Source organism: Kosakonia oryzendophytica, from assembly GCF_027886705.1.
Classification (GTDB): domain Bacteria; phylum Pseudomonadota; class Gammaproteobacteria; order Enterobacterales; family Enterobacteriaceae; genus Kosakonia; species Kosakonia oryzendophytica.
The window spans coordinates 1,393,796-1,418,450 of the sequence record NZ_CP115659.1; the positions used below are offsets into that span (position 1 = coordinate 1,393,796).

24 protein-coding genes are annotated in these 24,655 nt (G+C 55.9%); 7 read left to right on the plus strand and 17 right to left on the minus strand.

What is annotated here, in order from left to right:
* Positions 1–3: 3 nt before the first annotated feature.
* From O9K67_RS06820 to O9K67_RS06875, 12 genes are all read right to left on the minus strand, one after another.
* Entirely contained in the window at positions 4–417 is a 414-nt protein-coding gene (locus O9K67_RS06820) for a formate hydrogenlyase maturation HycH family protein (protein WP_061493750.1), read from the minus strand.
* Positions 410–1,186 (minus strand): NADH-quinone oxidoreductase subunit B family protein, encoded by a 777-nt coding sequence (locus tag O9K67_RS06825; RefSeq protein ID WP_061493751.1) that lies wholly within the window; start codon positions 1,184–1,186, stop codon positions 410–412. The genes O9K67_RS06820 and O9K67_RS06825 overlap by 8 nt, the downstream gene beginning before the upstream one ends.
* On the minus strand, positions 1,183–1,731 hold the full coding sequence (gene hyfH, locus O9K67_RS06830) for a hydrogenase 4 subunit H (RefSeq protein ID WP_061493752.1): 549 nt from the start codon (positions 1,729–1,731) through the stop codon (positions 1,183–1,185). Before hyfH ends, O9K67_RS06825 begins: the two co-directional genes overlap by 4 nt.
* 11 nt (positions 1,732–1,742) lie before the next feature.
* Entirely contained in the window at positions 1,743–3,452 is a 1,710-nt protein-coding gene (locus tag O9K67_RS06835; protein WP_088238245.1) for a hydrogenase large subunit, read from the minus strand.
* A gap of 20 nt (positions 3,453–3,472) precedes the next feature.
* Positions 3,473–5,056 (minus strand): hydrogenase 4 subunit F, encoded by a 1,584-nt coding sequence (gene hyfF / locus O9K67_RS06840; RefSeq protein ID WP_061493754.1) that lies wholly within the window; start codon positions 5,054–5,056, stop codon positions 3,473–3,475.
* A 4-nt stretch (positions 5,057–5,060) separates the two neighbouring features.
* Complete coding sequence (gene hyfE, locus O9K67_RS06845) at positions 5,061–5,711, minus strand: hydrogenase 4 membrane subunit (RefSeq protein ID WP_061493755.1); 651 nt, start codon at positions 5,709–5,711, stop codon at positions 5,061–5,063.
* Between the two features lie 11 nt (positions 5,712–5,722).
* A complete protein-coding gene (locus tag O9K67_RS06850) occupies positions 5,723–7,162 on the minus strand; it encodes a hydrogenase 4 subunit D (RefSeq protein ID WP_061493756.1) in 1,440 nt (479 codons plus the stop codon).
* Between the two features lie 16 nt (positions 7,163–7,178).
* Positions 7,179–8,126, minus strand: a complete 948-nt coding sequence (locus tag O9K67_RS06855; protein ID WP_061493757.1) for a respiratory chain complex I subunit 1 family protein — start codon at positions 8,124–8,126, stop codon at positions 7,179–7,181.
* Between the two features lie 12 nt (positions 8,127–8,138).
* Positions 8,139–10,160 (minus strand): hydrogenase 4 subunit B, encoded by a 2,022-nt coding sequence (hyfB, locus tag O9K67_RS06860; protein WP_061493758.1) that lies wholly within the window; start codon positions 10,158–10,160, stop codon positions 8,139–8,141.
* Positions 10,160–10,780, minus strand: a complete 621-nt coding sequence (locus O9K67_RS06865) for a 4Fe-4S dicluster domain-containing protein (protein ID WP_061493759.1) — start codon at positions 10,778–10,780, stop codon at positions 10,160–10,162. The genes hyfB and O9K67_RS06865 overlap by 1 nt, the downstream gene beginning before the upstream one ends.
* Positions 10,781–11,037: 257 nt before the next feature.
* Entirely contained in the window at positions 11,038–11,508 is a 471-nt protein-coding gene (gene bcp, locus O9K67_RS06870) for a thioredoxin-dependent thiol peroxidase (RefSeq protein WP_061493760.1), read from the minus strand.
* Entirely contained in the window at positions 11,508–12,080 is a 573-nt protein-coding gene (locus tag O9K67_RS06875; protein WP_061493761.1) for a glycine cleavage system transcriptional repressor, read from the minus strand. Before O9K67_RS06875 ends, bcp begins: the two co-directional genes overlap by 1 nt.
* Before the next feature lie 145 nt (positions 12,081–12,225).
* Here O9K67_RS06875 and dapA point away from each other — a divergent pair, with 145 nt between their 5' ends.
* The 6 genes from dapA (at position 12,226) to ypfH (ending at position 18,776) form a co-directional block, all read left to right on the plus strand.
* Positions 12,226–13,104 (plus strand): 4-hydroxy-tetrahydrodipicolinate synthase, encoded by an 879-nt coding sequence (dapA, locus tag O9K67_RS06880; protein ID WP_061493762.1) that lies wholly within the window; start codon positions 12,226–12,228, stop codon positions 13,102–13,104.
* Positions 13,105–13,120: 16 nt separating this feature from the next.
* Positions 13,121–14,155 carry an outer membrane protein assembly factor BamC gene (gene bamC, locus O9K67_RS06885; protein ID WP_061493763.1) on the plus strand — a complete coding sequence of 345 codons (1,035 nt, stop codon included), beginning with the start codon at positions 13,121–13,123 and terminating at the stop codon, positions 14,153–14,155.
* A gap of 109 nt (positions 14,156–14,264) precedes the next feature.
* Positions 14,265–14,978 carry a phosphoribosylaminoimidazolesuccinocarboxamide synthase gene (gene purC / locus O9K67_RS06890; protein ID WP_061493764.1) on the plus strand — a complete coding sequence of 238 codons (714 nt, stop codon included), beginning with the start codon at positions 14,265–14,267 and terminating at the stop codon, positions 14,976–14,978.
* Positions 14,979–15,111: 133 nt separating this feature from the next.
* The gene (ypfJ, locus tag O9K67_RS06895) at positions 15,112–15,975 is read left to right on the plus strand and encodes a KPN_02809 family neutral zinc metallopeptidase (RefSeq protein WP_061493765.1); all 864 of its coding nucleotides are present in this window, start codon (positions 15,112–15,114) and stop codon (positions 15,973–15,975) included.
* A gap of 9 nt (positions 15,976–15,984) precedes the next feature.
* On the plus strand, positions 15,985–18,000 hold the full coding sequence (locus tag O9K67_RS06900) for a tRNA(Met) cytidine acetyltransferase TmcA (RefSeq protein WP_061493766.1): 2,016 nt from the start codon (positions 15,985–15,987) through the stop codon (positions 17,998–18,000).
* Between the two features lie 77 nt (positions 18,001–18,077).
* Entirely contained in the window at positions 18,078–18,776 is a 699-nt protein-coding gene (gene ypfH, locus O9K67_RS06905) for an esterase (protein ID WP_061493767.1), read from the plus strand.
* Between the two features lie 35 nt (positions 18,777–18,811).
* Here the strand turns inward: ypfH and O9K67_RS06910 are convergent, their stop codons facing one another.
* The 4 genes from O9K67_RS06910 to O9K67_RS06925 all read right to left on the minus strand — a co-directional run bounded on the left by O9K67_RS06910 (position 18,812) and on the right by O9K67_RS06925 (position 21,046).
* Complete coding sequence (locus O9K67_RS06910; protein WP_061493768.1) at positions 18,812–19,012, minus strand: YpfN family protein; 201 nt, start codon at positions 19,010–19,012, stop codon at positions 18,812–18,814.
* Between the two features lie 17 nt (positions 19,013–19,029).
* The gene (gene dapE, locus O9K67_RS06915; RefSeq protein ID WP_061493769.1) at positions 19,030–20,157 is read right to left on the minus strand and encodes a succinyl-diaminopimelate desuccinylase; all 1,128 of its coding nucleotides are present in this window, start codon (positions 20,155–20,157) and stop codon (positions 19,030–19,032) included.
* A gap of 3 nt (positions 20,158–20,160) precedes the next feature.
* Entirely contained in the window at positions 20,161–20,517 is a 357-nt protein-coding gene (locus tag O9K67_RS06920) for an ArsC family reductase (RefSeq protein ID WP_061493770.1), read from the minus strand.
* 91 nt (positions 20,518–20,608) lie between these two features.
* Entirely contained in the window at positions 20,609–21,046 is a 438-nt protein-coding gene (locus O9K67_RS06925; RefSeq protein ID WP_061493771.1) for a GNAT family N-acetyltransferase, read from the minus strand.
* A gap of 184 nt (positions 21,047–21,230) precedes the next feature.
* Between O9K67_RS06925 and ypfM the strand changes: the two genes are divergently transcribed.
* The gene (ypfM, locus tag O9K67_RS06930) at positions 21,231–21,290 is read left to right on the plus strand and encodes a protein YpfM (protein WP_087867655.1); all 60 of its coding nucleotides are present in this window, start codon (positions 21,231–21,233) and stop codon (positions 21,288–21,290) included.
* A gap of 136 nt (positions 21,291–21,426) precedes the next feature.
* On the opposite strand, the gene acrD is transcribed toward ypfM, so the two are convergent.
* On the minus strand, positions 21,427–24,540 hold the full coding sequence (gene acrD, locus O9K67_RS06935; protein WP_061493772.1) for a multidrug efflux RND transporter permease AcrD: 3,114 nt from the start codon (positions 24,538–24,540) through the stop codon (positions 21,427–21,429).
* Between the last annotated feature and the right edge of the window lie 115 nt (positions 24,541–24,655).

The window sequence follows — 24,655 nt, forward strand, 5'->3', positions numbered from 1 at the left end:
CCCCTAATTGAGCACCCGCACCATCAGATAGAGTGCCGGTTCATGGGCCATATCCTGCAAATGTTGCACTATTTGCAGGCTCCATCCCCGCCACGGCTCGGGGGCGGTTTTCGACAGTGCAGCAAACGCGGGCGCCAGTGTGTCAATGTGGCTGGCATCTATGATGATTTCGCCAAAGGTCAGCAGTCCCTGCATTTTGCGCCGCGCGGTTCCTTCTTCCAGCAGCGTCAGCCACTGCTGGTAGTCGGTGAGCGGACACTCCAGCACAACATTCAGGCAATCAATCACCCCGACGTGATGGCCAATCGCCAGCGAGTAATACATGACCTGGCGACTCTTCTCTTCCAGCTCCACGCTGTCATCGACAAACTTTTGCCGCAGTGCCCAGAACATCACTTTTGCCGGATTGTCAGACATGGCTGCGCTCCAGTACCTGCATCAGTTGCTGCACAATCGCCGTCAGTCGCGGATCGTCAGCCTGCTGAAGCCAGGCGTTAACGCGTGCTGTGCTCTGGTTCGGATCGCCATTGCTCAACAGTGTAAACAGGCGATCGGCGATTTCACGCCCCTGACGGTATCCCGCCAGTTGCCGCGCTTCTCTCTCCATAGTCACGCGTAGCGCCAGTGGCAGGGAGGGCCAGCGTACGCTGGCGACTTCGTTGACTGCTTGCTGGTGGTCAACCGCGTGCAGTTTTTGCTCCAGTAAACCCAATGCAACCGCAAAACCATGAATGGTCGCCGCCGGGGTGGGTGGACAGCCAGGGATCCACACGTCAATCGGCACGATGGTGTCGCTGCCGCCCCACACGCAGTAAAGATCGTGAAAAATCCCGCCGCCCACGCCGCATGCGCCATAAGAGATGGCGATTTTATGATCTGGAGCCGCCTCCCAGGCGCGCAGGGCTGGCATACGCATGGCGCGCGTGACTGCGCCGGTAAACAGCAAAATGTCGGCATGGCGCGGTGACGCTACCACCTTGATACCAAAACGCTCCGCATCAAACAGCGGGGTGATAGCGGCGAAGATTTCGATTTCACAGCCGTTACAGCCACCGCAGTCAACGCGGTAAACATAGGCGGAGCGCTGGATGTCGCGCAGTAGCAATTGTTTGATTTTCTGTGCCGATTCATCAAGCTGAACCGGCTGGCTGACATGCTGGGTCAGCACCTTGAGATCGGAACTCATGCTTGCTCCTCAAGATAGTAATGAACATTGACACTGCCGCGGTGCTCCAGTGCGTCGCGACGTCGGCACGCCGGGCAAATAGAGGCCTGAGCGCGGAGTGTGTCGGCAAGTTCAGGGGCATTCTGATTGAGGGTCAGCAACTCCACCGCCAGCGCAACGGATTTCTCCGGTGCGAAAGGCACACCGCACCTGCTACAGTGCTGCAAGCGAAAAGTGGCCCGCACATACAAATCCGCTTTGTTGGTCACTGCCAGTTCAAACTCTTCAGAGAGGTGGATAGCGCGTGTCGGGCACACCTCTTCGCAGCGTCCGCAATAAATACAGCGGCCAATAAACAGTTGCCAGGTGCGACTGTTCTCGTCGGCGAGGGTTTCCATAGTTAGCGCATTCGCCGGGCAGGCGGTCGTGCAGGCCCCACAGGCGATGCACTGCTGGGGATCCAGCTCCGGTTTACCGCGAAATCCCGGGCAAACCTCCAGCGGCGCGAACGGGTATTTCACCGTGACTTCGCCCGCCCTGAGGATGGTTTTCAACAATTTCAGCATCGTTTCTTTCCTTACTTCAGCGGCGAATGGCGACGTTCAATGCCGTAACGTTCGATCTCTTTATAGGGCACCGTGGTCGATTTACGTTTGCGCACGTCGACCAGCGTGACCCGGTCGGTACAGGAGTAACAGGGATCGAGACTGCCGATAATCAATGGCGCATCGGAAACGGTATTGCCGCGCAGCATATAGCGCAGCACCGGCCAGTTAGCGTAGGTCGCCGCACGGCAACGCCAGCGATACAGCTTCTGGTTATCACCCAGCATGCTCCAGTGCACATCTTCGCCACGCGGCGCTTCAACATAGCCGAGGGCGAACTTATGCGGCTGATAGCTGAAGCCTTCTGTGAGCAACGGGGTATCAGGCAGGTTATCGAGGGCAAACTCGATCATCGAAAGCGAGTCGAACACCTCTTTTACCCGCACCATCACGCGGGAGAACACGTCGCCATCCGGCCAGGTGAACAGGGTTTTGGGCAGGCTACCGTAATCGGCATAGGGATGATCGAAGCGTAAATCGCGGGCGAAACCGCTGCCGCGGATCAGCGGGCCGACCGGGCTGTAATCCCGCGCGACCTGACGATCAAGCACACCAACGCCCTGGGTGCGCTGCGCCATGTTGGGCGTGGAGAGCAGCATATCCACCAGTTGTGAGACTTCCGCGCGCATCTCTTTCACCAATTGAATGGTCTTCACGCGCTGCTCTTTCAGGATGTCACGACGGATGCCGCCAATCAGGTTAAGACCGTAGGTTTTACGCGAGCCGGTCAGCAACTCCGCCATGGTCATTGATTTTTCACGGATGCGGAAAAACTGCATAAACCCAGTATCGAAGCCGACAAAGTGGCTGGAAAGGCCGATATTCAGCAGATGGCTGTGCAGGCGCTCCACTTCCAGTAGCACTGAGCGGATGGTGTGCGCACGTTGTGGCACAACGATGCCGAGGGCATTTTCCACCGAGGTGGTATAGGCCACGCTGTGGGCAAACCCGCAAATCCCGCACACCCTGTCCGAGAGGAACGTGACCTCGTTATAGCCCATCCGGGTTTCCGCCAGTTTTTCCATACCGCGGTGCACATAGAACAGGCGGTAGTCGGCATCGACAATCCGTTCCCCGTCAACGAACAGACGAAAGTGACCGGGTTCATCAGAGGTAATGTGCAGCGGCCCAATGGGGACAATGCGCGCCGAGCTGCCGCCATCGTTAACAAACGAGTAGTTTTCCGTCTCGCTGGTGGGTTCCGGACGCAGGCGATAATCCATGGTGTCTTTGCGCAGCGGATGCAAATCATCCGGCCAGTCATCTGGCAGCACCAACCTGCGTTGATCCGGCAGACCCACCGGGATCAGGCCATACATATCGCGGATTTCGCGCTCGCCCCATACCGCCGCCGGTACGCGTGGCGTCACCGACGGGAACTCACGGGTTTGCGCGTCCACCAGCGCTTTGACGACGATCCAGCACTTTTCCGCCCCTTCCATCGACAGGGCGTAATAGACCGCGTAGTGGCCGTTCAGGGTCCGTTCATCATTACCAAACAGCACCGGAAGCCAGCCGTCATGCTGGTAGTAAAGATAGTGCACAATATCCGGCAACAGATTGAGTTTCACCGTAATGGTGACCTGTTCAAAGGTCTGACGCTCTTCATCCAGCACCGCGCCGGGGAACTGTTGTTTTAATGCAGCAAGACAGGCTGTGCCGCGGGGTTGTTGCAGATTCACACTGGCTAAATAACTCACTTTCACTCTCCCTGAACACGCGGTGACGTTACGGGCGCGGCGGTGGTCTCAAACGAGGCCCACAGCCAGCTAAATGGGGTGGATGGTTGATCGTTGCCGGACAGAACAAGGCTGGACGCGTTGGCCAGTAAGCGGCTGACTGGCTGCGGAATATGCGTTCCCATCACCAGCATCATCACCAGTAAAATCACCATTGGCAGGGTAGTCAGCCAGCCGAGTTCACCGGTGGCGACTTGCTGCGGCGGCGTCGCGAACAGCGCTTTGGCGACCATGCGCACCAGCCCACCGAGCACCAGCGTAAGCAACAGCAACAGCACGATAGTGACGACCAGGTGCTCCGCCGCCAGGCCTGCGGTGACGGTCATAAACTCGCTAAGAAAGATGTTAAAGGGGGGCATGCCGCCCAGCGCCAGTGCGCCGCCGCCAAGCAGTACCGCCGTAAACGGCATCACTTTTAGCATGCCGCACACCACATCCAGGTTGCGGGTGCCGTATTTCAACAGCACGTTGCCTGAACCGCAGAACAGCAATGTTTTGGCCAGACTGTGGTTCAGCGTATGCAGCAACGCCGCCAGAATACCGAGCGGTCCGCCAATACCCAGCGCCACCGCCACCAGCCCCATGTTCTCGACGCTGGAGTAGGCCAGCAGGCGTTTCATATCCTGTTGCACGAGGATAAAGAACGCCGCCACCGCCACCGACAGCATGCCAAATATCAGCAGCAGCCTGTTCGGGAAGGTATCGCCAATCGCATGGCAGATGATGATGTAATAACGGATCAATACCAGCAGCGCGCAGTTCAGCAACACCGCCGATAGCAGGGCGCTGACCGGACTGGGGGCTTCACTGTGCGCATCCGGCAGCCAGGCATGCATCGGGAACAGGCCGGTTTTGGTGCCGAAGCCTATCAGCACAAAGACGAAAGCCAGCACCATTAACGTCGGATCCAGTTTGCTGCTCTCTTTCAGCACTTCGGTCCAGAAAATCGCATGATCTGGCTGTGCCATAAAACTGGCAGCGTTGGCATAAACCAGCACCGTGCCGAACAGGCCAAACGCAACGCCAACGGTACAGATAATGATGTATTTCCATGCGGCTTCCAGCGACGAACGCTGACCGTAAATTCCCACCAGAAACGCCGAACTGAGGGTAGTGGCTTCAATGGCCGCCCACATCACAATCAGGTTATTGCTGGTGACCACCAGCAACATGGTGAACAAAAACAGGTGAAAGAAGCCGTAATAGTTGCACAGCGTGGGAACGGTGATTTCGCCGTGATCCACCTCATGGCGCATATAACCTATGGAGTAGAGACCGGTAAGAAAACCGATAATGCCCAGCAATGACAGGAATAACCCGCTGAGGCTGTCAATGTGCAGCCAGCGATGTGCCGCGAAAATTTCACCTTCGCCTACCGCCTCCGCCACCGTCCACAGGGCAATAAACAATAGGATAGTGATCCCAAACGTGTGGACAGTGGTCACCAGATTACGGGCTGCTGCGCCGCTCAGGCGACAGGTGAAACAGAGCACGGAGACCACCAGCGGCGTCAGCAGCAACAGCGTGAACATCAAGGCATGACTCATGGCGTTACCCCTTCAGCGCGGTGAGATTGTTAACATCCAGCGTGCCGTGGGTACGCCAGATTTTGCGCGCCAGCAACGCCATCACGATCACGGCAAAAATGGCATCTGTGGCGATGCCAATCTCTACCAGCTCCGGTGCACGCCAGGCCAGCAGTGCCAGCACCAGATGCGAGCCGTTTTCCATCAGGCAGTAGCCAAACACCTGACGCAGGATGTTGCGCTGGCTAATGATGCACAGTAACCCCAGTAGAAAATGACCAAGGGCAACCGCCAGCGCCGGTTTCAGTTGCGCGACTATCGGCAACTGCACCGGGCGCACCACAAACCAGCACAGCAGTACGATGGCAGCGGCCATCAGCACCAACGCGGCCGGGCCGAACAGTCTGCCGCCTTCGCCATCAGGCGCCATTTTGCGAAACGCATAACCCATGATCAGCGGCACCAGCAGCACCTTGGTGAAAAAGGCGCTAAACGACCACATCAGCAACTGCTCTGCATGGAGTAACTGCGAGAGGGTAAAAAAGAGGGACACCAGCACCAGCGATTGCAGGGCATACAACCAGCAGGAGACGGAATAGCGTCTGGCGCTGGTGACCAGCAGCGAGGTAAACATCATCAACCCCGCCAGATTGTTGACTATCAATGTTCCGGTCATCATCGACTCCCTTATCCAAGCCACGCCGAAGCAATCACGCTTGAGCACAGCGACATCACAATCAGAACCACCAGCACCAGCTGCATGGCGTAGGGCAGTGGCGCGGCCTGCGCCACCTCTTCGCTGGGTTCACCCGGTACCACACGCCCGAACCAGTAAATAAACCAGCCGAAGCTGGCGACCGATTCCACCAGCGCCAGTATCATCACCGGCAGCAGAATCGGGTACTGGCTGGAAAGGGAGAACCCGGCGGCAAAGAGCGGAAACTTACTGAAGAAACCGTTGAAAGGCGGAACGCCGGTGATCGCCAGGGCGGCCACGCAAAAGCCGATGCCCGCCAGCGGCAGTGTGTGCATCACGCCGCGCAAACGTGGCAGCAGACGGGTGCCACAGCTGTAGCTGAGCGCGCCGGCAACGAGGAAGAACAGGCTTTTAGCGAACGCATGGTTGAAGATGTAAACAATCCCCGCGTTGAACGCCATCTTCGAACCGAAGGTAGAAAGCGACAAGGCAAGGAACATCCACGCCAGCTGCGAGATGGTCGACCATGCCAGTAAGCGCTTCATGTCTTTTTGCGGCAGGTACATTAAAAAGCCGTACACCAGCGTCAGGGTCGCCATTCCCACGCCAACCCAACTTATAACATGAGGAATTTCACCGCCCTCAGCGATGGCGCGGGCAAAAATATAGACGCCGACCTTCACCATTGACGCGGCATGTAAGTACGCACTGACCGGGGTTGGCGCTTCCATGGCGTCCGGCAGCCAGGCCTGCAACGGCAACTGGGCTGATTTACCCCATGCGGCAAAGAGGATGCCGCCATACACCAGATACGCAGCTGGGCCCTGTAACTGGCTGATGGCGCTCAGTGCAAAGGTGCCGGTATTGAGAAACAGCGTGGCGGCCGCCAGATACAAACCCAGTGACCCGACGTGGGTGATAAGCAGCGCTTTCATCGCTGAGCGCTGGGCTTTTTCACTCTGGTAGTAGCTGATCAGCGCCCAGGAACATCCGCCGGTGATTTCGAAAAACAGCAATTGCCCCAGCAGCGTGGAGGAGAGCACCAGACCGGACATCGCACCGATAAAAATCAGTAAAAACGCGTAGTAACGGTTGCTGCCGTCATGCGGATGCTCGCGGTTGCCGCGGGTCAGGTAACCGGTGGAGTAGAGCGCTACCAGCAGGCCGAGAAATACCACTACAAACAGAATCAACGTGCTGATGCGGTCAACCAGCAAACCGAACAGCGCCACCCGTCCTGCCGCCAATAGCGGGATGTCGACGGTTTCGCTGCCCGCAGTGTAGAAATTCAGCGCCAGCGAAAGCGTTGCAACGGTCGCCAGCAGCGCAAACAGGGTCGCCAGTCGCGGAGCGGTTTGCCGGGGCGCCAGAGAGACGACCAGCGCGCCAACAAAGGGCAACAGCAGCGTCGTCAGAGCGAGAGTTTCCATAATGTTCCAGTGCTCCTTACAAACCGGTTAGCCAGAGAACGTATGACAGCGCAGCCAGACTGAAGCCGAGCCAGGTCAGGTGATGCGTCAGCAAAAAGCGACCGCGCGCCAGCGCGTTTTCCACCAGCGACGCCAGCGTGAACACCACCAGCAGTTTGAGCAGCGTGATGACCAGCGACAGCACCATTGCGCCGATGCTCAGGGTGACGGCATTACCAAAAGGGAAAAACAGCGCGAGGAACAGGGAGGCCATCACCACTTGTTTCAGGCCCACGCCCCATTTCACCAGCGCCAGGCCCGCACCGGAGTATTCGGTGAGCGGCCCTTCCTGCAACTCTTGTTCGGCTTCCGCCACATCGAAGGGGATCTTGCCCATCTCGATAAAACAGGCGAACCCACAAGCCAGCAATGCCAGCAACGTCGCTACCGGGGAGATCCAGCCCGCCGCCAGCGTCGTGCTGATAGTGCTGATGTTGGTGGAACCGGCCAGCAGGGCCAGCACCAGTAACGAGAGGATCAACATCGGTTCAACCAGAATGCCCAACGTCAGTTCGCGGCTGGCGCCAAGCCCGGAGAAGGGGCTGCCGGTATCCAGCCCGGAGAGCGCAAAGAAGAAACGGAACAGGGCGAAGAGGTAAATTAAGGTGATCAAATCGCCCGCCCCGGCGAAAGGCGAGGTGCGAATAAACAGCGGCAGTGTCATCGCCACCAGCAACATGCTGCTGAGCAGCACCCACGGCATGGCGCGAAACATCAGCCCGGATGAGGCTGGTGCGACCGCCTGGCGCTTCAGCAGTTTTTGTAAGTCGCGGTAATCCTGCAAGATGCCCGGCCCGCGGCGGGAGTGCATGCGTGCGCGGATCTGGCGGGAAATACCGGTAAATAGCGGGGTCAGCGCCAGCAGCAGAATTGCCTGACAAAGGGCGAAGACCCCCATTGACCATGCAGACGTCTGTTCTAACATTGTCTTCTCTCCTTACAGCGCAATCGTCAGCAACAGGGCCACCAGCGCGGCGATCATATACAGGCAGTAGAGCCGGAAATCTCCGCTTTGCAGATGCTGTACAACCTGTGCAATACGCCGGGTGATACGCACCAACGGGCGGATAATTTTCTCGTCCCAGAACGGTTCCGTGCGGGTTGCCGCCTGGGTAATGCCGCCAAGGCTTCGCTGGAGCGGTTGCGCCGGATCGAGCTGTTGGCGCAGGCGATAGAGCGGGCCGAACATCACCCGTAATGGTTGGGTGAAACTGCCTGCCGACGGGGCCATGCCTTTTTCCCACGCGTAACCGCAAGCCCAGGCATCACCACTGCGGCGATATGCCCCGCGCGTCTGGCGATTGACATACCACAATACGGCGGGCAGCAGTGGCAGTACTAACAACAACAGGAACACCGTCGATGGTGTGAGCATGGCTTGCTGCACATCGCCGGGAATCAGCGTTGCGCCCTGGGCCACCGCCAGCGTGGCGGGAGGGGTTAACGTAAGGACAATCTGCATCAGATGCGGCGCAACAACGCTTGCGCCGACGCCGGTCAATACGCACAGCAGCGCCAGCGCACACATAGCGACGACCATCGGCCAGGGCACTTCCCGCGCCTGATCGGCTTTTTCGCTGCGGGGATTGCCGCAAAAACTGACACCGTACACTTTGACAAAGCACATTGCTGCCAGCGCCCCGGTGATCGCCAGCATCACGATGGCAATCGGGCCGGCAAGGCGTGGAATGATGGCGTCAATGCGGGTCAGTGAAAACAGAGACTGATAGGTGTACCACTCGCTGATAAACCCGTTGAGCGGCGGCATGGCGGAAATGGCGAGACACCCCACCAGAAATGCGCCTGCTGTCCACGGCATGCGTTTGGCCAGCGCGCCCATTTTCTCCATATCGCGCGTATGCAGACGATAGATAATGGCCCCGGAACCGAGAAACAGCAGTCCTTTGAACAGCGCGTGGTTAAGCAGGTGAAACAGAGCGCCCAATAAGCCGACGGCGGCGATCACCGGCTGGTGCAGCGCAATGCCCGCCATACCGACACCCACGCCCATCAGGATAATGCCGATGTTCTCAACGGTGTGCCACGCCAGCAGGCGTTTGATATCGTGTTCCGCCAGGGCGTACAGCACGCCCAGCACCGAAGAGACCGCGCCAAACGCCAGCACCAGTACGCCCCACCACAACGGAATGCCGCTATGACCAAGCAGATCGATGCCGACTTTGATGATGCCGAAAATACCGATTTTAACCATCACACCGGACATCAGTGCCGAGGCATGCGAAGGCGCTGCCGGGTGTGCACGCGGTAACCAACTGTGTAACGGCAACATCCCCGCTTTTGCGCCGAAGCCAAAGAAGGCCAGCAGGAAGACCGCCGATGCCGTGCCGGGCGTCAGCGATAAGGTGCGGAAGCTGGCAAAATCCAGGCTGGCGCTCTGCCGCCACATCAGGAAGAAGGCGATCATGATCAGCACGGAACCGGCATGGGCAATAAAGAAGTAAAGCAGCCCGGCGTGAATCGACTCTTCATCCTGGTCGGTGATCACCAGGAACCACGACGCGAGGGACATCATTTCAAACAGCACGATGAACCAGAAGGCGTTATCCATCACCACCAGCCCGACCATTGAGGCGATAAACAGGTTCATAAAGAATCCCATCGCCCCAGGTCCTTTGCCGAGATACTCACGCACATAAGAGAGGGAGTAGAGTCCGCAGAACGTGACCAGCAGGGAGATCACCAGCACCATAAAGGCGCTGAGGCTGTCCATGCGGACAACGAAATGCGCAAAGCTGAACGGACCTGCGGCCTGCCAGCTTAAGGGTTCTCCAACGCTGAGCGCTGCCAGCGCGCTGAGTACGCCAAGCGCGCCGCCGATCATCGCGGAAATCCCCGCGACCTTGATCGCCAGCGCTTGTTGGCGGGCAAGCAACAGTGAGGCGACCCCGCCGGCAACGTATAGCACAATTGACCACATCAGTAATTGCAGGGCATCCATTAGCGTTGCTCCGACGATGAGGGAAGGGAAGCAAAAGTCAGATCTGTCGAACTGAGGGCGGCCAGCTCTCTGCGTGTTTTGAGCTGTTTATGCAGGGAGACGTCGGTCACCAGATGCAGCGCGTTTGTTGGGCAGGCGCGCACGCAGGAAGGTCCCTCAGGCAGGAAGTGGCACAGATCGCATTTCACAGCGATGGTTTGCACACCTGCGTTCCAGCGTAAAAAGGGGTGATCCGTTTGCGCACTGCCGGGGACATCCCGTAATTGCTCCTCAGGAATGTGGTGCTCGTAGCGGGCGGGAATATTCAGTGGACGACTGCCGGACGGAGTGATGGCGCCGAAGGGGCACACCAACCCACACAATTTGCAGCCAATACACAGCGTTTCATTGAGATACACAGCGTCATCCTGAAACGAAATGGCGTTGACCGGGCACACCTGTTTGCAGGGGGCATCGTCGCAGTGGCGGCAGAGAACCGGTGCGGTTTGGGTTTCCGTTCGCACCAGCGTCAACCGGGGATGCTGCTGCAACCCCTGAATTTTATGCACATCCGAACACGCAGCAAGGCAGGTATTGCATCCTATACACCACTCGGGATTGGCAATCACAAAGCGGTTCATGTCGGCTCCTTGAAAGAAAAGCTAAAACGTTGAGCCTGCTTAAGCATAAGATGTGCCAGGATTAAAATTGATTAAATTTCAATTAGTTGTATTTAATTGCGGCGTGAGGGCGAACAAAAGTGATGGTCAGGTCAGAACGAAAAATAACCTGTCGACACGAGTGACGAGCGGGGAAAACAAAATGTGATGGAGTTCAAATATTGCAGTGAAGGTGGAGGGCGACCCGGTCGGGCAGCCCTAAGAGGAAGGTGTGGCGATCAGGCGTTTTCTTTCAGCCAGGCGAGCACAATATCGTGGTGATTGCTGGTTTTGAAATCATCAAACACATGCTCGACTTTACCGTCAGCATCAATAAGGAAGCTGATACGGTGGATGCCGTCATAGGTTTTGCCCATAAACGACTTTTCACCCCAGACGCCAAATGCTTCGCAGACCTGATGGTCTTCATCAGAAAGCAGCGTAAAGTTGAGCAGCTCTTTTTCGGCGAAACGGGAGAGTTTTTCTGGCTTGTCGGTGCTGATACCCAGCACTTCCACACCCGCTTTCTTTAACTCATCCATGTTATCGCGCAGGCCGCAAGCCTGGACAGTACAGCCTGGTGTCATGGCTTTCGGGTAGAAATAGACCAGAACACGCTGTCCCTGGAAGTCGGCCAAATTTACTTGTTCTCCGTCTTGATCCGGCAAGCTAAATTTCGGTGCAATATCACCGGCTTTCAGTGGATTCATTACTTAACTCCATCCTGTTCATCATGCTGTGAATAGTTGACGATGTTTATACTGCCTTGTGCGTTCAGTTCTGTACATAGGGCTTTGAACGCCTGGTCAATATTTGATGCGTCTTGCGACGCCGGACTATGCGCTGTTATCTGAATAAACAGCTGTGGTGCGCCCGCGTCATTGCCAGGCTGTGTGCGGGAAACCAGCTCCGCGATATTCATCGCGTGTGCATCAAAAAGCGCGGTAAAACGCTCAATCAGATGCGGCGAATCAGGGACTTCAACCTGCACCCAAACGGTGGCTGGCATTTCAGGGCGCGGGCGGGCTTCGGTGCGTTTCATGACGATCAGCAAATCCAGTTCAGCACCTTTCAGCGGCAACGTCGATTCAATGAGCGTAATGGCGTTCCATGACCCGGAAAGCAGCATAATGAACGTGAACTCTTCCCCCAGCATGGCCAGACGGCTGTCTTCAATATTACAGCCGCAGCTACTGACGTGGCGTGTGATTGTGTTCACAATGCCAGGCCTGTCGGCCCCCAGCGCAGTGATAACCAAAAAATGTTGTGATGAGGCTGTCAAACCTGTGCTTCCTGTCAAACATGAGGTAATCATAAGGAAAGCATAAAAAAAACCGGCATACAACCGCCACAGAGCCTCAGGTCTCTTGCTTTTCTTACAGCACCGCACGTACCATTGAGAATCTTGTTTGCACAGAGGATGGCCCATGTTCACGGGAAGTATTGTCGCGCTTGTCACGCCGATGGATTCGCAAGGTAAAGTCTGCCGGTCAAGCCTGAAAAAACTGATTGATTATCATGTCGCCAATGGAACCTCGGCGATTGTTTCGGTAGGGACTACCGGTGAATCCGCCACGCTGAGCCACGATGAACACGGCGATGTGGTTATGCTGACCCTGGAGCTGGCTGACGGGCGCATCCCGATTATTGCCGGAACAGGTGCAAATGCAACCGCAGAGGCCATCAGCCTGACGCAACGTTTTAACGACAGCGGCGTAGTGGGCTGCCTGACCGTTACCCCTTATTACAATCGCCCGACCCAGGAAGGCCTGTTCCAGCATTTTAAAGCCATCGCTGAACATACTGACCTGCCGCAAATTCTGTATAATGTGCCGTCGCGCACCGGCTGCGATATGCTGCCGGAAACCGTGGGTCGTCTGGCGAAAATTAAAAATATTATCGGTATTAAAGAAGCAACAGGGAACTTAAGTCGCGTTCACCAGATCAAAGAGCTGGTTTCAGATGACTTTATCCTGCTGAGCGGCGACGATGCCACTGCGATGGACTTTATGCAGCTTGGCGGTCACGGTGTGATTTCCGTTACCAGCAACGTAGCGGCGCGCGATATGGCCGATATGTGCAAACTGGCGGCTCAAGGGCATTATGCCGAAGCGCGCGTGATCAACCAGCGTCTGATGCCGTTACACAACAAACTATTTGTCGAACCCAATCCGATCCCGGTCAAATGGGCATGTAAGGAGTTGGGACTTGTAGCAACCGATACGCTGCGTCTGCCGATGACGCCTATCACCGACCACGGTCGTGAGGTTGTCCGCGCAGCGCTTAAGCATGCCGGTTTGCTGTAAAGTTTAGGGAGATTTGATGGCTTACTCAGTACAGAAGTCGCGCCTGGCGAAGGTAGCGGGTGTTTCACTTGTGATGTTGCTCGCCGCCTGTAGTTCCGATTCACGTTACAAGCGTCAGGTTAGCGGTGACGAGTCCTATCTGGATGCTGCTCCGCTCGCTGAACTTCATGCGCCGGCCGGGATGATCCTTCCGGTGCAGAACGGGGATTACAACGTCCCTGTAACCAATGGCAGCGGCGCTGTTGGCAAACAGTTAGATATTCGCCCGCCGGCTCAGCCGCTGGCGCTGGTAAGCGGTGCGCGCACCCAGTTTACTGGCGACACTGCAACGCTGATGGTTGAAAAGGGCCGTAACAGCACGCTGTGGCCGCAGGTGGTAAGCGTGCTTCAGGCGAAAAACTACGCCATTGCCAAACGTGACGATGCGTCGCAGACCCTGACAACCGACTGGGTTGACTGGAACCGTCTGGATGAAGATCAGCAGTACCGTGGTCGTTATCAAATCTCGGTAAAACCGCAGGGGTATCAGCAAGCGGTGGTGGTGAAACTGGTGAACCTGGAACAAGCAGGCAAACCGGTAGCGGATGCCGCATCGCTGCAGCGCTACAGCGCTGAAATGCTGAACGTGATTTCCGCCGGGCTGGATCAAACCGCGACCGATGCGCAAAACGCCGCAGAAAAACGCAGCGTAACCTCGCTGGATGTTCAGAGCGCGGCGGACGACACCGGTCTGCCAATGCTGGTGGTGCGTGGTCCGTTTAACGTCGTGTGGCAGCGTCTGCCTGGCGTACTGGAAAAAGTGGGCATGAAAGTGACCGACAGCACGCGCTCTACCGGTAGCATGGCGGTGACCTACAAGCCACTGTCTGACAGCGGCTGGCGCGATCTTGGTGCGCGCGATCCGGGCCTCGTTTCCGGTGATTATAAACTGCAGGTCGGTGATTTAGACAACCGCAGCAGCCTCCAGTTTATTGATCCGAAAGGTCATACCCTGACGCAATCGCAGAATGATGCGCTGGTAGCCGCATTCCAGTCTGCCTTTAACCACTAATCCCGAAGGCCGGATCGTATCCGGCCTTTTTTATTATGGTGACGCAAACGTGTGCGTCGGCGTAAAATAGCCAAATTCGATTTATATCATCACACCTGGAGTAACAAAGATGCAAAAGCAAGCTGAGTTGTATCGTGGCAAAGCGAAGACCGTTTACAGTACGGAAAACCCGGATCTGTTGGTGCTCGAATTCCGCAATGATACGTCAGCAGGGGATGGCGCGCGCATCGAACAGTTCGATCGTAAGGGCATGGTGAACAACAAGTTCAACCATTTCATTATGAGCAAACTGCAAGAAGCGGGTATCCCGACCCAGATGGAAGCGCTGCTCTCCGATACCGAATGCCTGGTGAAAAAACTGGAGATGGTGCCGGTTGAGTGTGTTGTCCGTAACCGTGCCGCCGGTTCGCTGGTGAAACGTCTGGGTATTGAGGAAGGCATCGAGCTGAATCCGCCATTGTTCGATATGTTCCTGAAAAATGACGCCATGCATGATCCCATGATTAACGAGTCATACTGCGAAACTTTCGGTTGGGTGAATAAAGAAAACCTGGCGCGCATGAAAGAGCTGACTTACAAAGCCAACGACGTACTGAAAAAACTGTTTGATGGCGCGGGTCTGATCCTTGTCGACTTCAAACTGGAATTCGGTCTGTTTAAAGGCGAAGTGGTGCTGGGCGACGAGTTCTCTCCGGACGGTAGCCGCCTGTGGGACAAAGAGACGCTGGATAAAATGGACAAAGATCGCTTCCGCCAGAGCCTCGGTGGCCTGATCGAAGCATATGAAGCCGTTGCGCACCGCCTGGGTGTGAAACTCGACTGATTGCCTGTCTGCGTCATAACCAGAGGGTCATGGTATCCTCTGGTTTTCTGCACCGTTTTTCCTGTGGTAATCCTTCCCTAAGCGCCTACGATCATATATACACTGAGTCCATTATTGGAATAGTGAGGTTGTTATGCGCTGGCAAGGGCGTCGAGAAAGCAACAATGTAGAAGACCGACGCGATGAGTCGGGCGGTCCGTTCATCCGGGGGCCGGGTTTTCGCCTGCCTGGCGGTAAAGGCGGGATCATTCTGCTGTTTCTGGTGATAGTAGCCAGTTATTACGGTGTCGACTTAACCGGCCTGTTAACCGGCCAACCTGTCAATCCCCCCTCACAGCAACAACACATTAACCCGCAGGAGGATGAATCCGCGCGTTTTACCAGCGTGATATTTGCCACCACCGAAGAGACCTGGGGACAACTGTTTGAAAAAATGGGGCGTCACTACCAGCAGCCTAAACTGGTGCTGTACCGTAATCGTTTCAATACGGGGTGCGGTATCGGGCAAGCCATTATGGGGCCGTTCTACTGTCCGGCGGACAGCAAGATCTATATCGACCTCTCTTTTTACGACGAAATGAAAACCAAACTGGGCGCGGATGGCGATTTTGCGCAGGGTTATGTCATTGCCCATGAAGTCGGGCATCACGTACAGAAATTGCTGGGTACTGAAGAGAAAGTTCGCCGCCTGCAGCAGAATGCCTCGCCGACGCAGGTTAATGCGCTTTCCGTACGGCTGGAGCTACAGGCGGATTGCTATGCGGGCGTCTGGGGGCACAGCATGCAGCAGCAGGGGGTGCTGGAGCCGGGCGATCTGGAAGAGGCGCTGAATGCCGCGCGGGCCATTGGTGACGACCGTTTACAACAGCGCAGCCAGGGGCAGGTCTTCCCGGACAGCTTCACCCACGGTACGTCGGAACAGCGCTATAGCTGGTTCAAGCGCGGTATGGACAGCGGCGATCCGGCGCAGTGCGACACGTTTAGCGGGCAGTTGTAATTCTTTGTGATGCAGGCATTTATTGAAGAGACCGCGCGGATGGCGCAGGAAGGCATCCGTCGGTTACTGGTGGTAAGCGGTCAGGCAGCGTGGTGCGAACAGCACGCTGAGACGTTACGTGTAACCGTGCCGGGAGACTGGCTGTGGGTCGGTGAGCCAGCAGGCTGGTCACCGCACTGTTCGCCGCGCGCGCTCGCAACCCTGCTCGGGCGAGAATTCCGCCATGCGATTTTTGATGCACGCCAGGGCTTTGATGTTGCTGCTTTTGCTGCACTGGGCGGAACGTTAAAGGCCGGAAGCTGGCTGGTGTTGTTAACGCCGCCGCAGGCGCAGTGGCCGCACTTGCCAGACGCCGACAGTTGCCGCTGGAGCGACACTGTCGATCCCATCCCCGTCCCCACATTTGTTCGACATTTCTGCCAGACCGCCGCAGCAGACGGCGAGACGGTACAGTGGCATGAAAATCAGCCTCTCATGCTTCCCCGCTTTGCTGCCCGCCCGGCCTGGCATCCGGCAACGGGGGAGCCTGAACATGAGCAAGCGCAGATCCTTACCGCACTACGTACCATGCCGCCTGGCGTGATGGTGGTGACGGCCCCGCGCGGTCGTGGCAAATCGGCGCTGGCGGGTATGCATATCGCGCAGTTATCCGATCCAGTGGTGATCACGGCTCCGGCGCGTGCCGCAACCGATGTGCTGGCGCATTATGCCGGAGAACGCTTTACCTTTATCGCGCCGGATGCATTATTGCAGCAGATTGAGCGCACCGGTGCGCAGCCCGGCTGGCTGGTGGTGGATGAAGCCGCGGCGATCCCAGGCCCGTTGCTGCATGCCCTGACGGCCGCATTCAGCCATGTGTTACTGACCACCACGGTTCAGGGATATGAAGGTACCGGTCAGGGATTTCTGCTCAAGTTCTGTGCGAGTTTTCCACGCTTGCGTCATTCCACACTGAGCACGCCACTGCGCTGGGCGAAAGGCTGCCCGCTGGAGCGCTTTATCAGTACGCTGCTGCTGTTTGACGATGCCCACCTCGCTGATGTTCCGAAAGGCGAATGTGTGATGCAGCCGCTGGCACAGCGTGCATGGCAGCACATTCCCGCGCAACCTGCTGCGCTCTATCGCCTGTTGGCGAGTGCGCATTACCGTACTTCTCCACTCGATTTGCGGCGCATGATGGATGCCCCCGGACAGCATTTCTGGCTGGCGGAAAAAGCGCAGACGATCGTGGCAGCGTTGTGGCTGGTGGAAGAGGGGGGACTCAGCGAGGCGTTAAGCCAGGCTGTGTGGGCCGGTTTTCGTCGCCCGCGTGGCAATCTGGTGGCGCAATCGCTGGCGGCGCATGGTGGCAGTCCGCTGGCGGCAACCCTGCGCGGGTTGCGGATTAGTCGCATTGCGGTTCATCCCTACAGCCAGCGTGAAGGCATCGGTTCGGCGTTAATCACCCGGGCGCAGGCGAACAGTTATGGTGTCGATTATCTCTCTGTCAGTTTTGGTTACACGCCCATGCTGTGGCGTTTCTGGCAGCGCTGCGGTTTTTTGCTGGTGCGCCTGGGAAGTCACCGGGAAGCCAGCAGCGGCTGTTACAACGCCATGGCGCTGTTGCCATTAACCACAGCCGGGCACGAATTAGCGGCGCGTGAGCAAGTGCGGCTGGCACGCGATCTGCCCTGGCTTTCCCACTGGCGGCAGGAAACGTTACCCCTTCCGTCGGCACAAACGGCTACCTTTAATGATGATGACTGGTGTGAGCTGGCGGGGTTTGCTTTTGCCCATCGCCCATTATCCGCAGCGATGGGCGCATTACACCGTTTGTTGAACCGTAGCGCGTTACCGCTGCTGGCGTTGCGAGGCCAGCTTACCGCTGGCGAGCGCGAGCAAACGCTGTGCGAGTGCTTATCTCTTTCTGGCCGTAAAGCCTTGCTGGCACGGCAGCGCGTGGAGGCGGCACAGGCTTTGTGCGCGCTTGATACGCAACGCACAGAAATGCTGAAAGAACAGGTGAAGAAACTGCAGTTTTTTTAACTAACTCCTTCAGTTAAATGGCATGGTCATTATTGCTCCCCGGCGTAAACTGCATCTATCAAATGAAGGAGAGAACCATGAAACATGACCATTTTGTCGTGCAAAGTCCCCAAACTCCGGCGAAACAATTGCTGCTGCTGTTTCATGGCGTCGGCGATAACCCTGTCGGGATGGGCGAAATCGGTAGCCGGTTCGCCGCGCAATTTCCGGATGCACTGGTGGTCAGTATCGGCGGCGCCGAAGCCAGCGGTCCTGCGCCAGGGCGTCAATGGTTTTCCGTGGATGGCGTAACGGAAGAGAACCGGCAACAGCGTGTGGATGCCATTATGCCGGTGTTTATCGATACCGTGCGTTACTGGCAGAAACAGAGCGGGCTTGATGCCCGGGCGACGGCACTGATCGGTTTTTCCCAGGGCGCAATCATGGCGTTGGAAGGGGTAAAAGCCCAGCCCGATCTGGCCTCACGGGTGATCGCGTTTAATGGTCGCTATGCCACGCTGCCGCAGGCGGTTTCTGCTGCACATACCATTCACTTGATCCACGGTGGGGAAGACCGCGTTATCGATCTGGCCTGGGCCGTTGCCGCAGAGGAAGCCTTGCAGAGCCTGGGGGGCGATGTGACGCTGGATATCGTGGAGGATTTGGAGCATGCCATTGATGACCGCAGCATGGCGCTGGCGCTGAACCATCTGCGCTATACCGTGCCGAAGCACTATTTTGATGAGGCGTTAAGCGGTGGCAAACCTGATAACGACGATATCATTGAACTGATATAAAACAGCCACTCCCGGCGGGAGTGGCGTACGGTGTGTTACTTTTTCGGCTGGTCTTTTTTTGGCCAGTCATCTTCATCATCCCACTTGTCGTTAAAATCACGATGGGGAGGAAGCTCCGGTTTGTTGGCGAGGAATTTTTTATGGTCGACGCGATTCAGATCTTTAATCACATTCAGTATCACGCCGAGTAAAAACACCAGCACCAGGATCCACCAGTATTTAGCAAGCCAGTCCATGCAATCCTCCAGACCCGTCAGGCGATGAGTTGTTCCATAATGCGTTGATACATACGGGCAAGCATCTGCAAATCCGCAGCGTTCACGCATTCGTTAATCTTGTGAATGGTCGCGTTGACCGGCCCAAGTTCAACCACTTGCGCACCCATTTGCGCGATAAAACGGCCATCCGAGGTGCCACCAGTGGTTAACAACTGCGGTTTAATCTCATTATAGTGCTCAATGGCGTTCACGACCGCATCCACCAGTTTGCCGCGCCCGGTCAAAAACGGTTGCCCGGAGATCCACCACTCCACGGTATAACGCAGCTGATGTTTTTCCAGCAGCGCAATAACTTTTGCTTTGATCATCTCATCCGTCAGTTCAGTACTGAAGCGGAAGTTAAACTGCACAAACAGATCGCCAGGAATCACGTTGTTGCTGCCCGTACCGGCTTTGATATTGGCAATTTGCATACTGGTCGGTGGGAAATAGTCGTTGCCTTTATCCCATTCGATGCCCACCAGTTCGCTGATCATGGGGGCGGCGCGGTGCACCGGGTTATCGGCGAGATGCGGATACGCCACGTGGCCCTGTACGCCATGGATAGTCAGGTTACAGGTCATGGAACCGCGGCGGCCATTTTTTACCACGTCGCCCACCACTTCCGTGCTCGACGGTTCACCTACCAGGCAGTAATCCAGGCGTTCGTTGCGCGCCATCAGCGTTTCCACCACTTTGACCGTGCCGTTCGCGGCGCTGGCTTCTTCATCGGAGGTGATCAGAAATGCGAGGCGGCCTTTATGCTGCGGGTGCTGAGCGACGAATCGCTCGGCGGCAACGACCATGGCCGCCAGTGATCCTTTCATGTCCGCCGCGCCACGGCCAAACAGCATGCCATCGCGGATGGTGGGTTCAAACGGGGGATTGATCCAGCGATCCGCATCACCGGCCGGAACCACGTCGGTATGACCGGCGAAGGCCAGCGTTTCCCCCTGACCACGCCATGCCCAGAAGTTTTGCGTGTCGCCAAAATCCATCGGCTCAACGGTGAAACCGATAGCACGCAGGCGCGCAATCATTAACGCCTGACATCCCGCGTCATCGGGACTGAGAGAAGGGCGACGAATAAGCTGCTGTGTCAGCTCAATAACCGGGCACGACATAAACTACACCTCGTTGATAAACTTCTCATAACTGGATTCATTGAAACCCAGCAGCATAGGCTTACCGGGCGCGCAGAGCAATGGTCGTTTGATAATTGCTGGCATTTCCACCATCAGTGCAACGGCAGCATCGGCGTGGGTGATCGTGTCGCGCAGGGAGGCATCCAATTTACGCCAGGTAGTGCCCCGTGTGTTCAGCAGAGCTTCCCAGCCCAGTTCTGCAATAAAAGTATGCAGCAGTTGTGCATCAATGCCGTCTGCCCGGTAATCGTGAAAGCGATAATCCACCTGGTTTTCCTCCAGCCAGCGACGGGCTTTTTTGATGGTGTCGCAGTTTTTGATACCGTACATTGTGAACATGGTGAATCCTTTTGTCTCATTTTTGGTTATTTGAACAAGAATTTAGAATAACGGATTTTAAAAAGAATATCATTCGCCTGTTAATGATAATTCAGCGAATATAGCCACTCTGCTCCAGCTTGAATAAACTCTCAGATGTTGCGCATACCATTCCGGTTGTTAAAAAGCGAAAACCATATTGTTGATAAAATCCCGTTTTTTCCGGCACTGAATAAATAAAGATTTTACCGTGAGGTAATAATGTTTTAACGATGTCCATCATTAATTGTTTACCATAACCGCGACCCTGCATTTGCGGAGCGACAACAATATCAGCCACATAGCTTGCCCATGTTAAATCGCTGATGGCGCGGGCTGTAGCGACCAGTTCGCCGTCATGGTAACCGAACCAGCAAAAGGTGCTGTTACACCACGCCTGCTCTACGAGGTCAGGCGGGCGCTGATTGAGCCCGCCTGCGGCGAGCAAGGCACTTAATTCCAACCAGTCAACCTCATTAATGGAATGTTTATCACACAATGTGAATGTCATTTCATTTGGCCCTAAAGTTTTTACGGAATATTGCCGTTACTCACATTAAATGACAGGTGAACGGCGCATAGTGAAACCAGTTATTAAACATACCCTGCAAACAACGATTAAAGCAATTGGTTGAAGTATCTTCACAGTGGCTGCTGTTTTAAGTAGAATGATCGCAATAATAAGAGAGGTAGTTATGATTGAACATGAACTGGGGAACTGGAAAGATTTTATCGAAGACATGCTTCGTAAATAACATCCAGAAGAATTATTAAGCAGTGACGGCTTATAGCTAAATGTGTGAAAGTATCCACATGAAAAAAGGCGACCCGCAGGTCGCCTTTTTTGTTTTCATCGCTTAATTCTCCCCTTTCGGGGAGAGGGGGAGTATCTTACTGCGCACGTTCTTTGAGCGGGAAGCGGCGGCGCACCAGCACAAAGAACAGAGGCACAAAGAAGATGGCAAGTAATGTTGCGGAAATCATACCGCCCATCACGCCGGTGCCTACTGCGTGCTGACTACCGGAGCCCGCGCCGGTGCTGGTGGCCATCGGCAGTACCCCGAAGACAAATGCCAGCGAGGTCATCAGGATCGGACGTAAACGCTGGCGGCAAGCATGCAGGGTCGATACCAGCAGATCTTCACCTTTCGCATTCATATCATTGGCGAACTCGACGATCAAAATGGCGTTCTTCGCCGATAACCCGATTACCGTCAACAAGCCGACCTGGAAATAGACATCGTTTTCCAGCCCGCGCATCCATGTCGCTAACAGTGCGCCGATCACCCCAAGCGGTACGACCAGCATCACCGAGAAGGGCACTGACCAGCTCTCATACAGCGCGGCCAGACACAAAAATACCACCAGCAGGGATACCGCATACAACGCGGGTGCTTGTGCACCGGAGAGGCGTTCCTGATAGGACATGGCTGTCCATTCCAGACCAAAACCACCCGGTAACTGGCTGACCAGTTTTTCCATCACATCCATGGCTGTACCGGTACTGACGCCAGGGGCAGACTCACCCACAATTTCCACCGCGGCATAGCCGTTGTAACGCTCCAGACGGGGCGATCCGGTTTCCCAGTGCGACGTGGCGAAAGCGGAGAACGGTACCATGCCGCCGCTGCTGTTACGCACATACCACAGATTAATATCATCCGGCAGCATGCGGTATTTTGCCGCTGCCTGTACGTAGACCTTCTTCACGCGACCGCGATCCATAAAGTCGTTCACGTAGCTGGAACCCCATGCGGTTTGCAGCGTGTCGTTAATATCATTAATGGAGACCCCCAGCGCTTGCGCTTTGCGCTGATCGATATCGATCTGCAACTGCGCGCTGTCATCGAGGCCATTATGGCGGACGCGGGTTAATGTCGGCTCTTTGGCCGCAAGCTCAAGCAAGCGATCGCGGGCATTCATCAGCGCATCGTGGCCTGCTCCGGCGTGATCCTGTAGCTCCATGTCGAAACCGGCTGAGCTCCCCAACCCGCTGATAGCCGGAGGGCTACTGGCGAAAACGCGGGCCTCTTTAATCCGGTTAAAGGCTTTGGTGGCGCGTTCAATAATGGCGAAGGCGCTGCCGCTGTTCGGATCGCGCTCGTCCCAGTCTTTCAGACGAATAAACAAACGCGCGACGTTTTGCCCGTTACCGCCAGGGCCGGAGCCGACGGTGGCAAACACTGACGAGACATTCTCTTTTTCATGGGTGAAGAAATAGTCTTCTACCTTCTGCACCACTTTCAGGGTCTGCTGCTGCGTTGCGCCACTGGGTAATTGCACGGAAGTGGTGAACATCCCGCGATCTTCCTGTGGCAAAAATGACGTAGGCAGACGCAGAAACAGCAGCACCATGGCACCAATCAGCAACACATAGAGCAAAATCCAGCGCAGACTGCGGTGCAGAACCCGGCCTACCGCCGTTTCATAACGGTCGGCGTTACGGTTGAAGATGCGGTTAAAGGCCCCGAAGAACCCTTTTTGCCCGTGCAACTCTCCCTTGTGCAGCGGCTTCAGCAGCGTGGCGCACAGAGCTGGCGTGAGGATCATTGCCACCAGCACTGACAGCACCATCGCCGACACAATGGTGATGGAGAACTGGCGGTAAATGGCACCGGTGGTGCCGCCGAAAAAGGCCATCGGGACAAAGACTGCCGACAGTACCATGGCGATCCCCACCAACGCCCCCTGGATCTGCCCCATTGATTTACGCGTTGCTTCCCGTGGCGACAACCCCTCTTCGGTCATAATGCGCTCAACGTTTTCCACAACGACGATGGCATCGTCGACCAGTAAACCGATCGCCAGCACCACCGCGAACATGGTCAGCGTGTTAATGCTGTAGCCAAAGGCGTAGAGCACAGCAAATGTCCCGAGTAACACCACTGGCACGGCAATGGTGGGGATAAGCGTGGCGCGGAAATTTTGCAAGAACAGATACATCACAAGGAACACCAGCGCGATAGCTTCAAGCAGGGTTTTCACCACGTCGATAATGGAGGCTTTAACGAACGACGTGGTTTCGTAAGCGACTTTATACTCCAGACCATGCGGGAAATAGGGCGCCAGCTCATCGAGGCGTTTTAGCACCAGTTCCGCCGTCGCCATTTCGTTAGCCCCGGAAGCCAGTTTTACCCCAAGACCCGACGCAGCTTTACCGTTAAAACGGCTGAGGTTGTCGTACTTTTCCGCACCCAGTTCCACCGTTGCGACGTCGCCCAGTTTGACTTCCGAGCCGTCCTGATTGACGCGCAACGTAATATTGCGGAACTGCTCCGGGGTTTGTAATAACGATTGGGCATTAATGGTGGCGTTCAGCGCCTGGCGATCAACCGACGGCGTTCCGCCAAGCTGACCAACGGCAATCTGCGCATTCTGCGAAGAGATAGCACTTGTCACGTCAGACGCGGTCATCTGATAGCTGTTGAGCTTCGCCGGATCGAGCCAGATACGCATCGAGTATTGCGTGCCGTAGGCATCAATATCCCCCACACCATTCACACGGCTGATAGGATCCTGAATGTTACTGGCGACATAATCGGCGATATCCTGTTTATCCATTGAGCCGTCGGTTGAGACAAAGGCGAGAGTCAGGATGTTGGTGTCACCGGTTTTACGCACGGTGACGCCCTGATTTTGCACTTTTTGCGGCAACTTACGCAGTGCCGATTGTAACTGGTTCTGTACTTGCTGGACGGCTTCGTCAGGGTCGGTACCGGCTTTAAAGTTAAGCGTGATCGTCGCCTGGCCCGTTGCGCTGCTTTGTGATGACATGTACATCAGGTTATCGAGCCCGGTCATGTTTTGCTCGATAACCTGCGTCACGGTGTTTTCCAGCGTTTGTGCAGATGCACCGGGATAATTAGCGGTGATACGGACGTTCGGTGGGGCTAAATCAGGATATTGTTCGACCGGTAAAGAAATAATGGCAAGTGTTCCCGTGAGACAGATCAGGATCGCCAGCACCCACGCAAAAATGGGGCGATCAATAAAAAAATTCGCCATCAGAAGCCAGACCTCTATTGCTGCGTATCGTTATAGTGACATTGCTTGCATCAATGTAGCGGCAATGCAGAAATCAATCGTGGAGAAAATAAGGATAAAATGTAAATTATCATGC

What these genes read in the sequence shown, in the direction of transcription:
- O9K67_RS06820 (WP_061493750.1), bottom strand. Translation starts at nt 417, where the DNA reads ATGTCTGACAATCCGGCAAAAGTGATGTTCTGGGCACTGCGGCAAAAG.
- O9K67_RS06825 (WP_061493751.1), bottom strand. Translation starts at nt 1,186, where the DNA reads ATGAGTTCCGATCTCAAGGTGCTGACCCAGCATGTCAGCCAGCCGGTT.
- hyfH (WP_061493752.1), bottom strand. Translation starts at nt 1,731, where the DNA reads ATGCTGAAATTGTTGAAAACCATCCTCAGGGCGGGCGAAGTCACGGTG.
- hyfF (WP_061493754.1), bottom strand. Translation starts at nt 5,056, where the DNA reads ATGAGTCATGCCTTGATGTTCACGCTGTTGCTGCTGACGCCGCTGGTG.
- hyfE (WP_061493755.1), bottom strand. Translation starts at nt 5,711, where the DNA reads ATGACCGGAACATTGATAGTCAACAATCTGGCGGGGTTGATGATGTTT.
- O9K67_RS06850 (WP_061493756.1), bottom strand. Translation starts at nt 7,162, where the DNA reads ATGGAAACTCTCGCTCTGACGACGCTGCTGTTGCCCTTTGTTGGCGCG.
- O9K67_RS06855 (WP_061493757.1), bottom strand. Translation starts at nt 8,126, where the DNA reads ATGTTAGAACAGACGTCTGCATGGTCAATGGGGGTCTTCGCCCTTTGT.
- hyfB (WP_061493758.1), bottom strand. Translation starts at nt 10,160, where the DNA reads ATGGATGCCCTGCAATTACTGATGTGGTCAATTGTGCTATACGTTGCC.
- O9K67_RS06865 (WP_061493759.1), bottom strand. Translation starts at nt 10,780, where the DNA reads ATGAACCGCTTTGTGATTGCCAATCCCGAGTGGTGTATAGGATGCAAT.
- bcp (WP_061493760.1), bottom strand. Translation starts at nt 11,508, where the DNA reads ATGAATCCACTGAAAGCCGGTGATATTGCACCGAAATTTAGCTTGCCG.
- dapA (WP_061493762.1), top strand. Translation starts at nt 12,226, where the DNA reads ATGTTCACGGGAAGTATTGTCGCGCTTGTCACGCCGATGGATTCGCAA.
- bamC (WP_061493763.1), top strand. Translation starts at nt 13,121, where the DNA reads ATGGCTTACTCAGTACAGAAGTCGCGCCTGGCGAAGGTAGCGGGTGTT.
- purC (WP_061493764.1), top strand. Translation starts at nt 14,265, where the DNA reads ATGCAAAAGCAAGCTGAGTTGTATCGTGGCAAAGCGAAGACCGTTTAC.
- ypfJ (WP_061493765.1), top strand. Translation starts at nt 15,112, where the DNA reads ATGCGCTGGCAAGGGCGTCGAGAAAGCAACAATGTAGAAGACCGACGC.
- O9K67_RS06900 (WP_061493766.1), top strand. Translation starts at nt 15,985, where the DNA reads ATGCAGGCATTTATTGAAGAGACCGCGCGGATGGCGCAGGAAGGCATC.
- ypfH (WP_061493767.1), top strand. Translation starts at nt 18,078, where the DNA reads ATGAAACATGACCATTTTGTCGTGCAAAGTCCCCAAACTCCGGCGAAA.
- O9K67_RS06910 (WP_061493768.1), bottom strand. Translation starts at nt 19,012, where the DNA reads ATGGACTGGCTTGCTAAATACTGGTGGATCCTGGTGCTGGTGTTTTTA.
- dapE (WP_061493769.1), bottom strand. Translation starts at nt 20,157, where the DNA reads ATGTCGTGCCCGGTTATTGAGCTGACACAGCAGCTTATTCGTCGCCCT.
- O9K67_RS06920 (WP_061493770.1), bottom strand. Translation starts at nt 20,517, where the DNA reads ATGTTCACAATGTACGGTATCAAAAACTGCGACACCATCAAAAAAGCC.
- O9K67_RS06925 (WP_061493771.1), bottom strand. Translation starts at nt 21,046, where the DNA reads ATGACATTCACATTGTGTGATAAACATTCCATTAATGAGGTTGACTGG.
- acrD (WP_061493772.1), bottom strand. Translation starts at nt 24,540, where the DNA reads ATGGCGAATTTTTTTATTGATCGCCCCATTTTTGCGTGGGTGCTGGCG.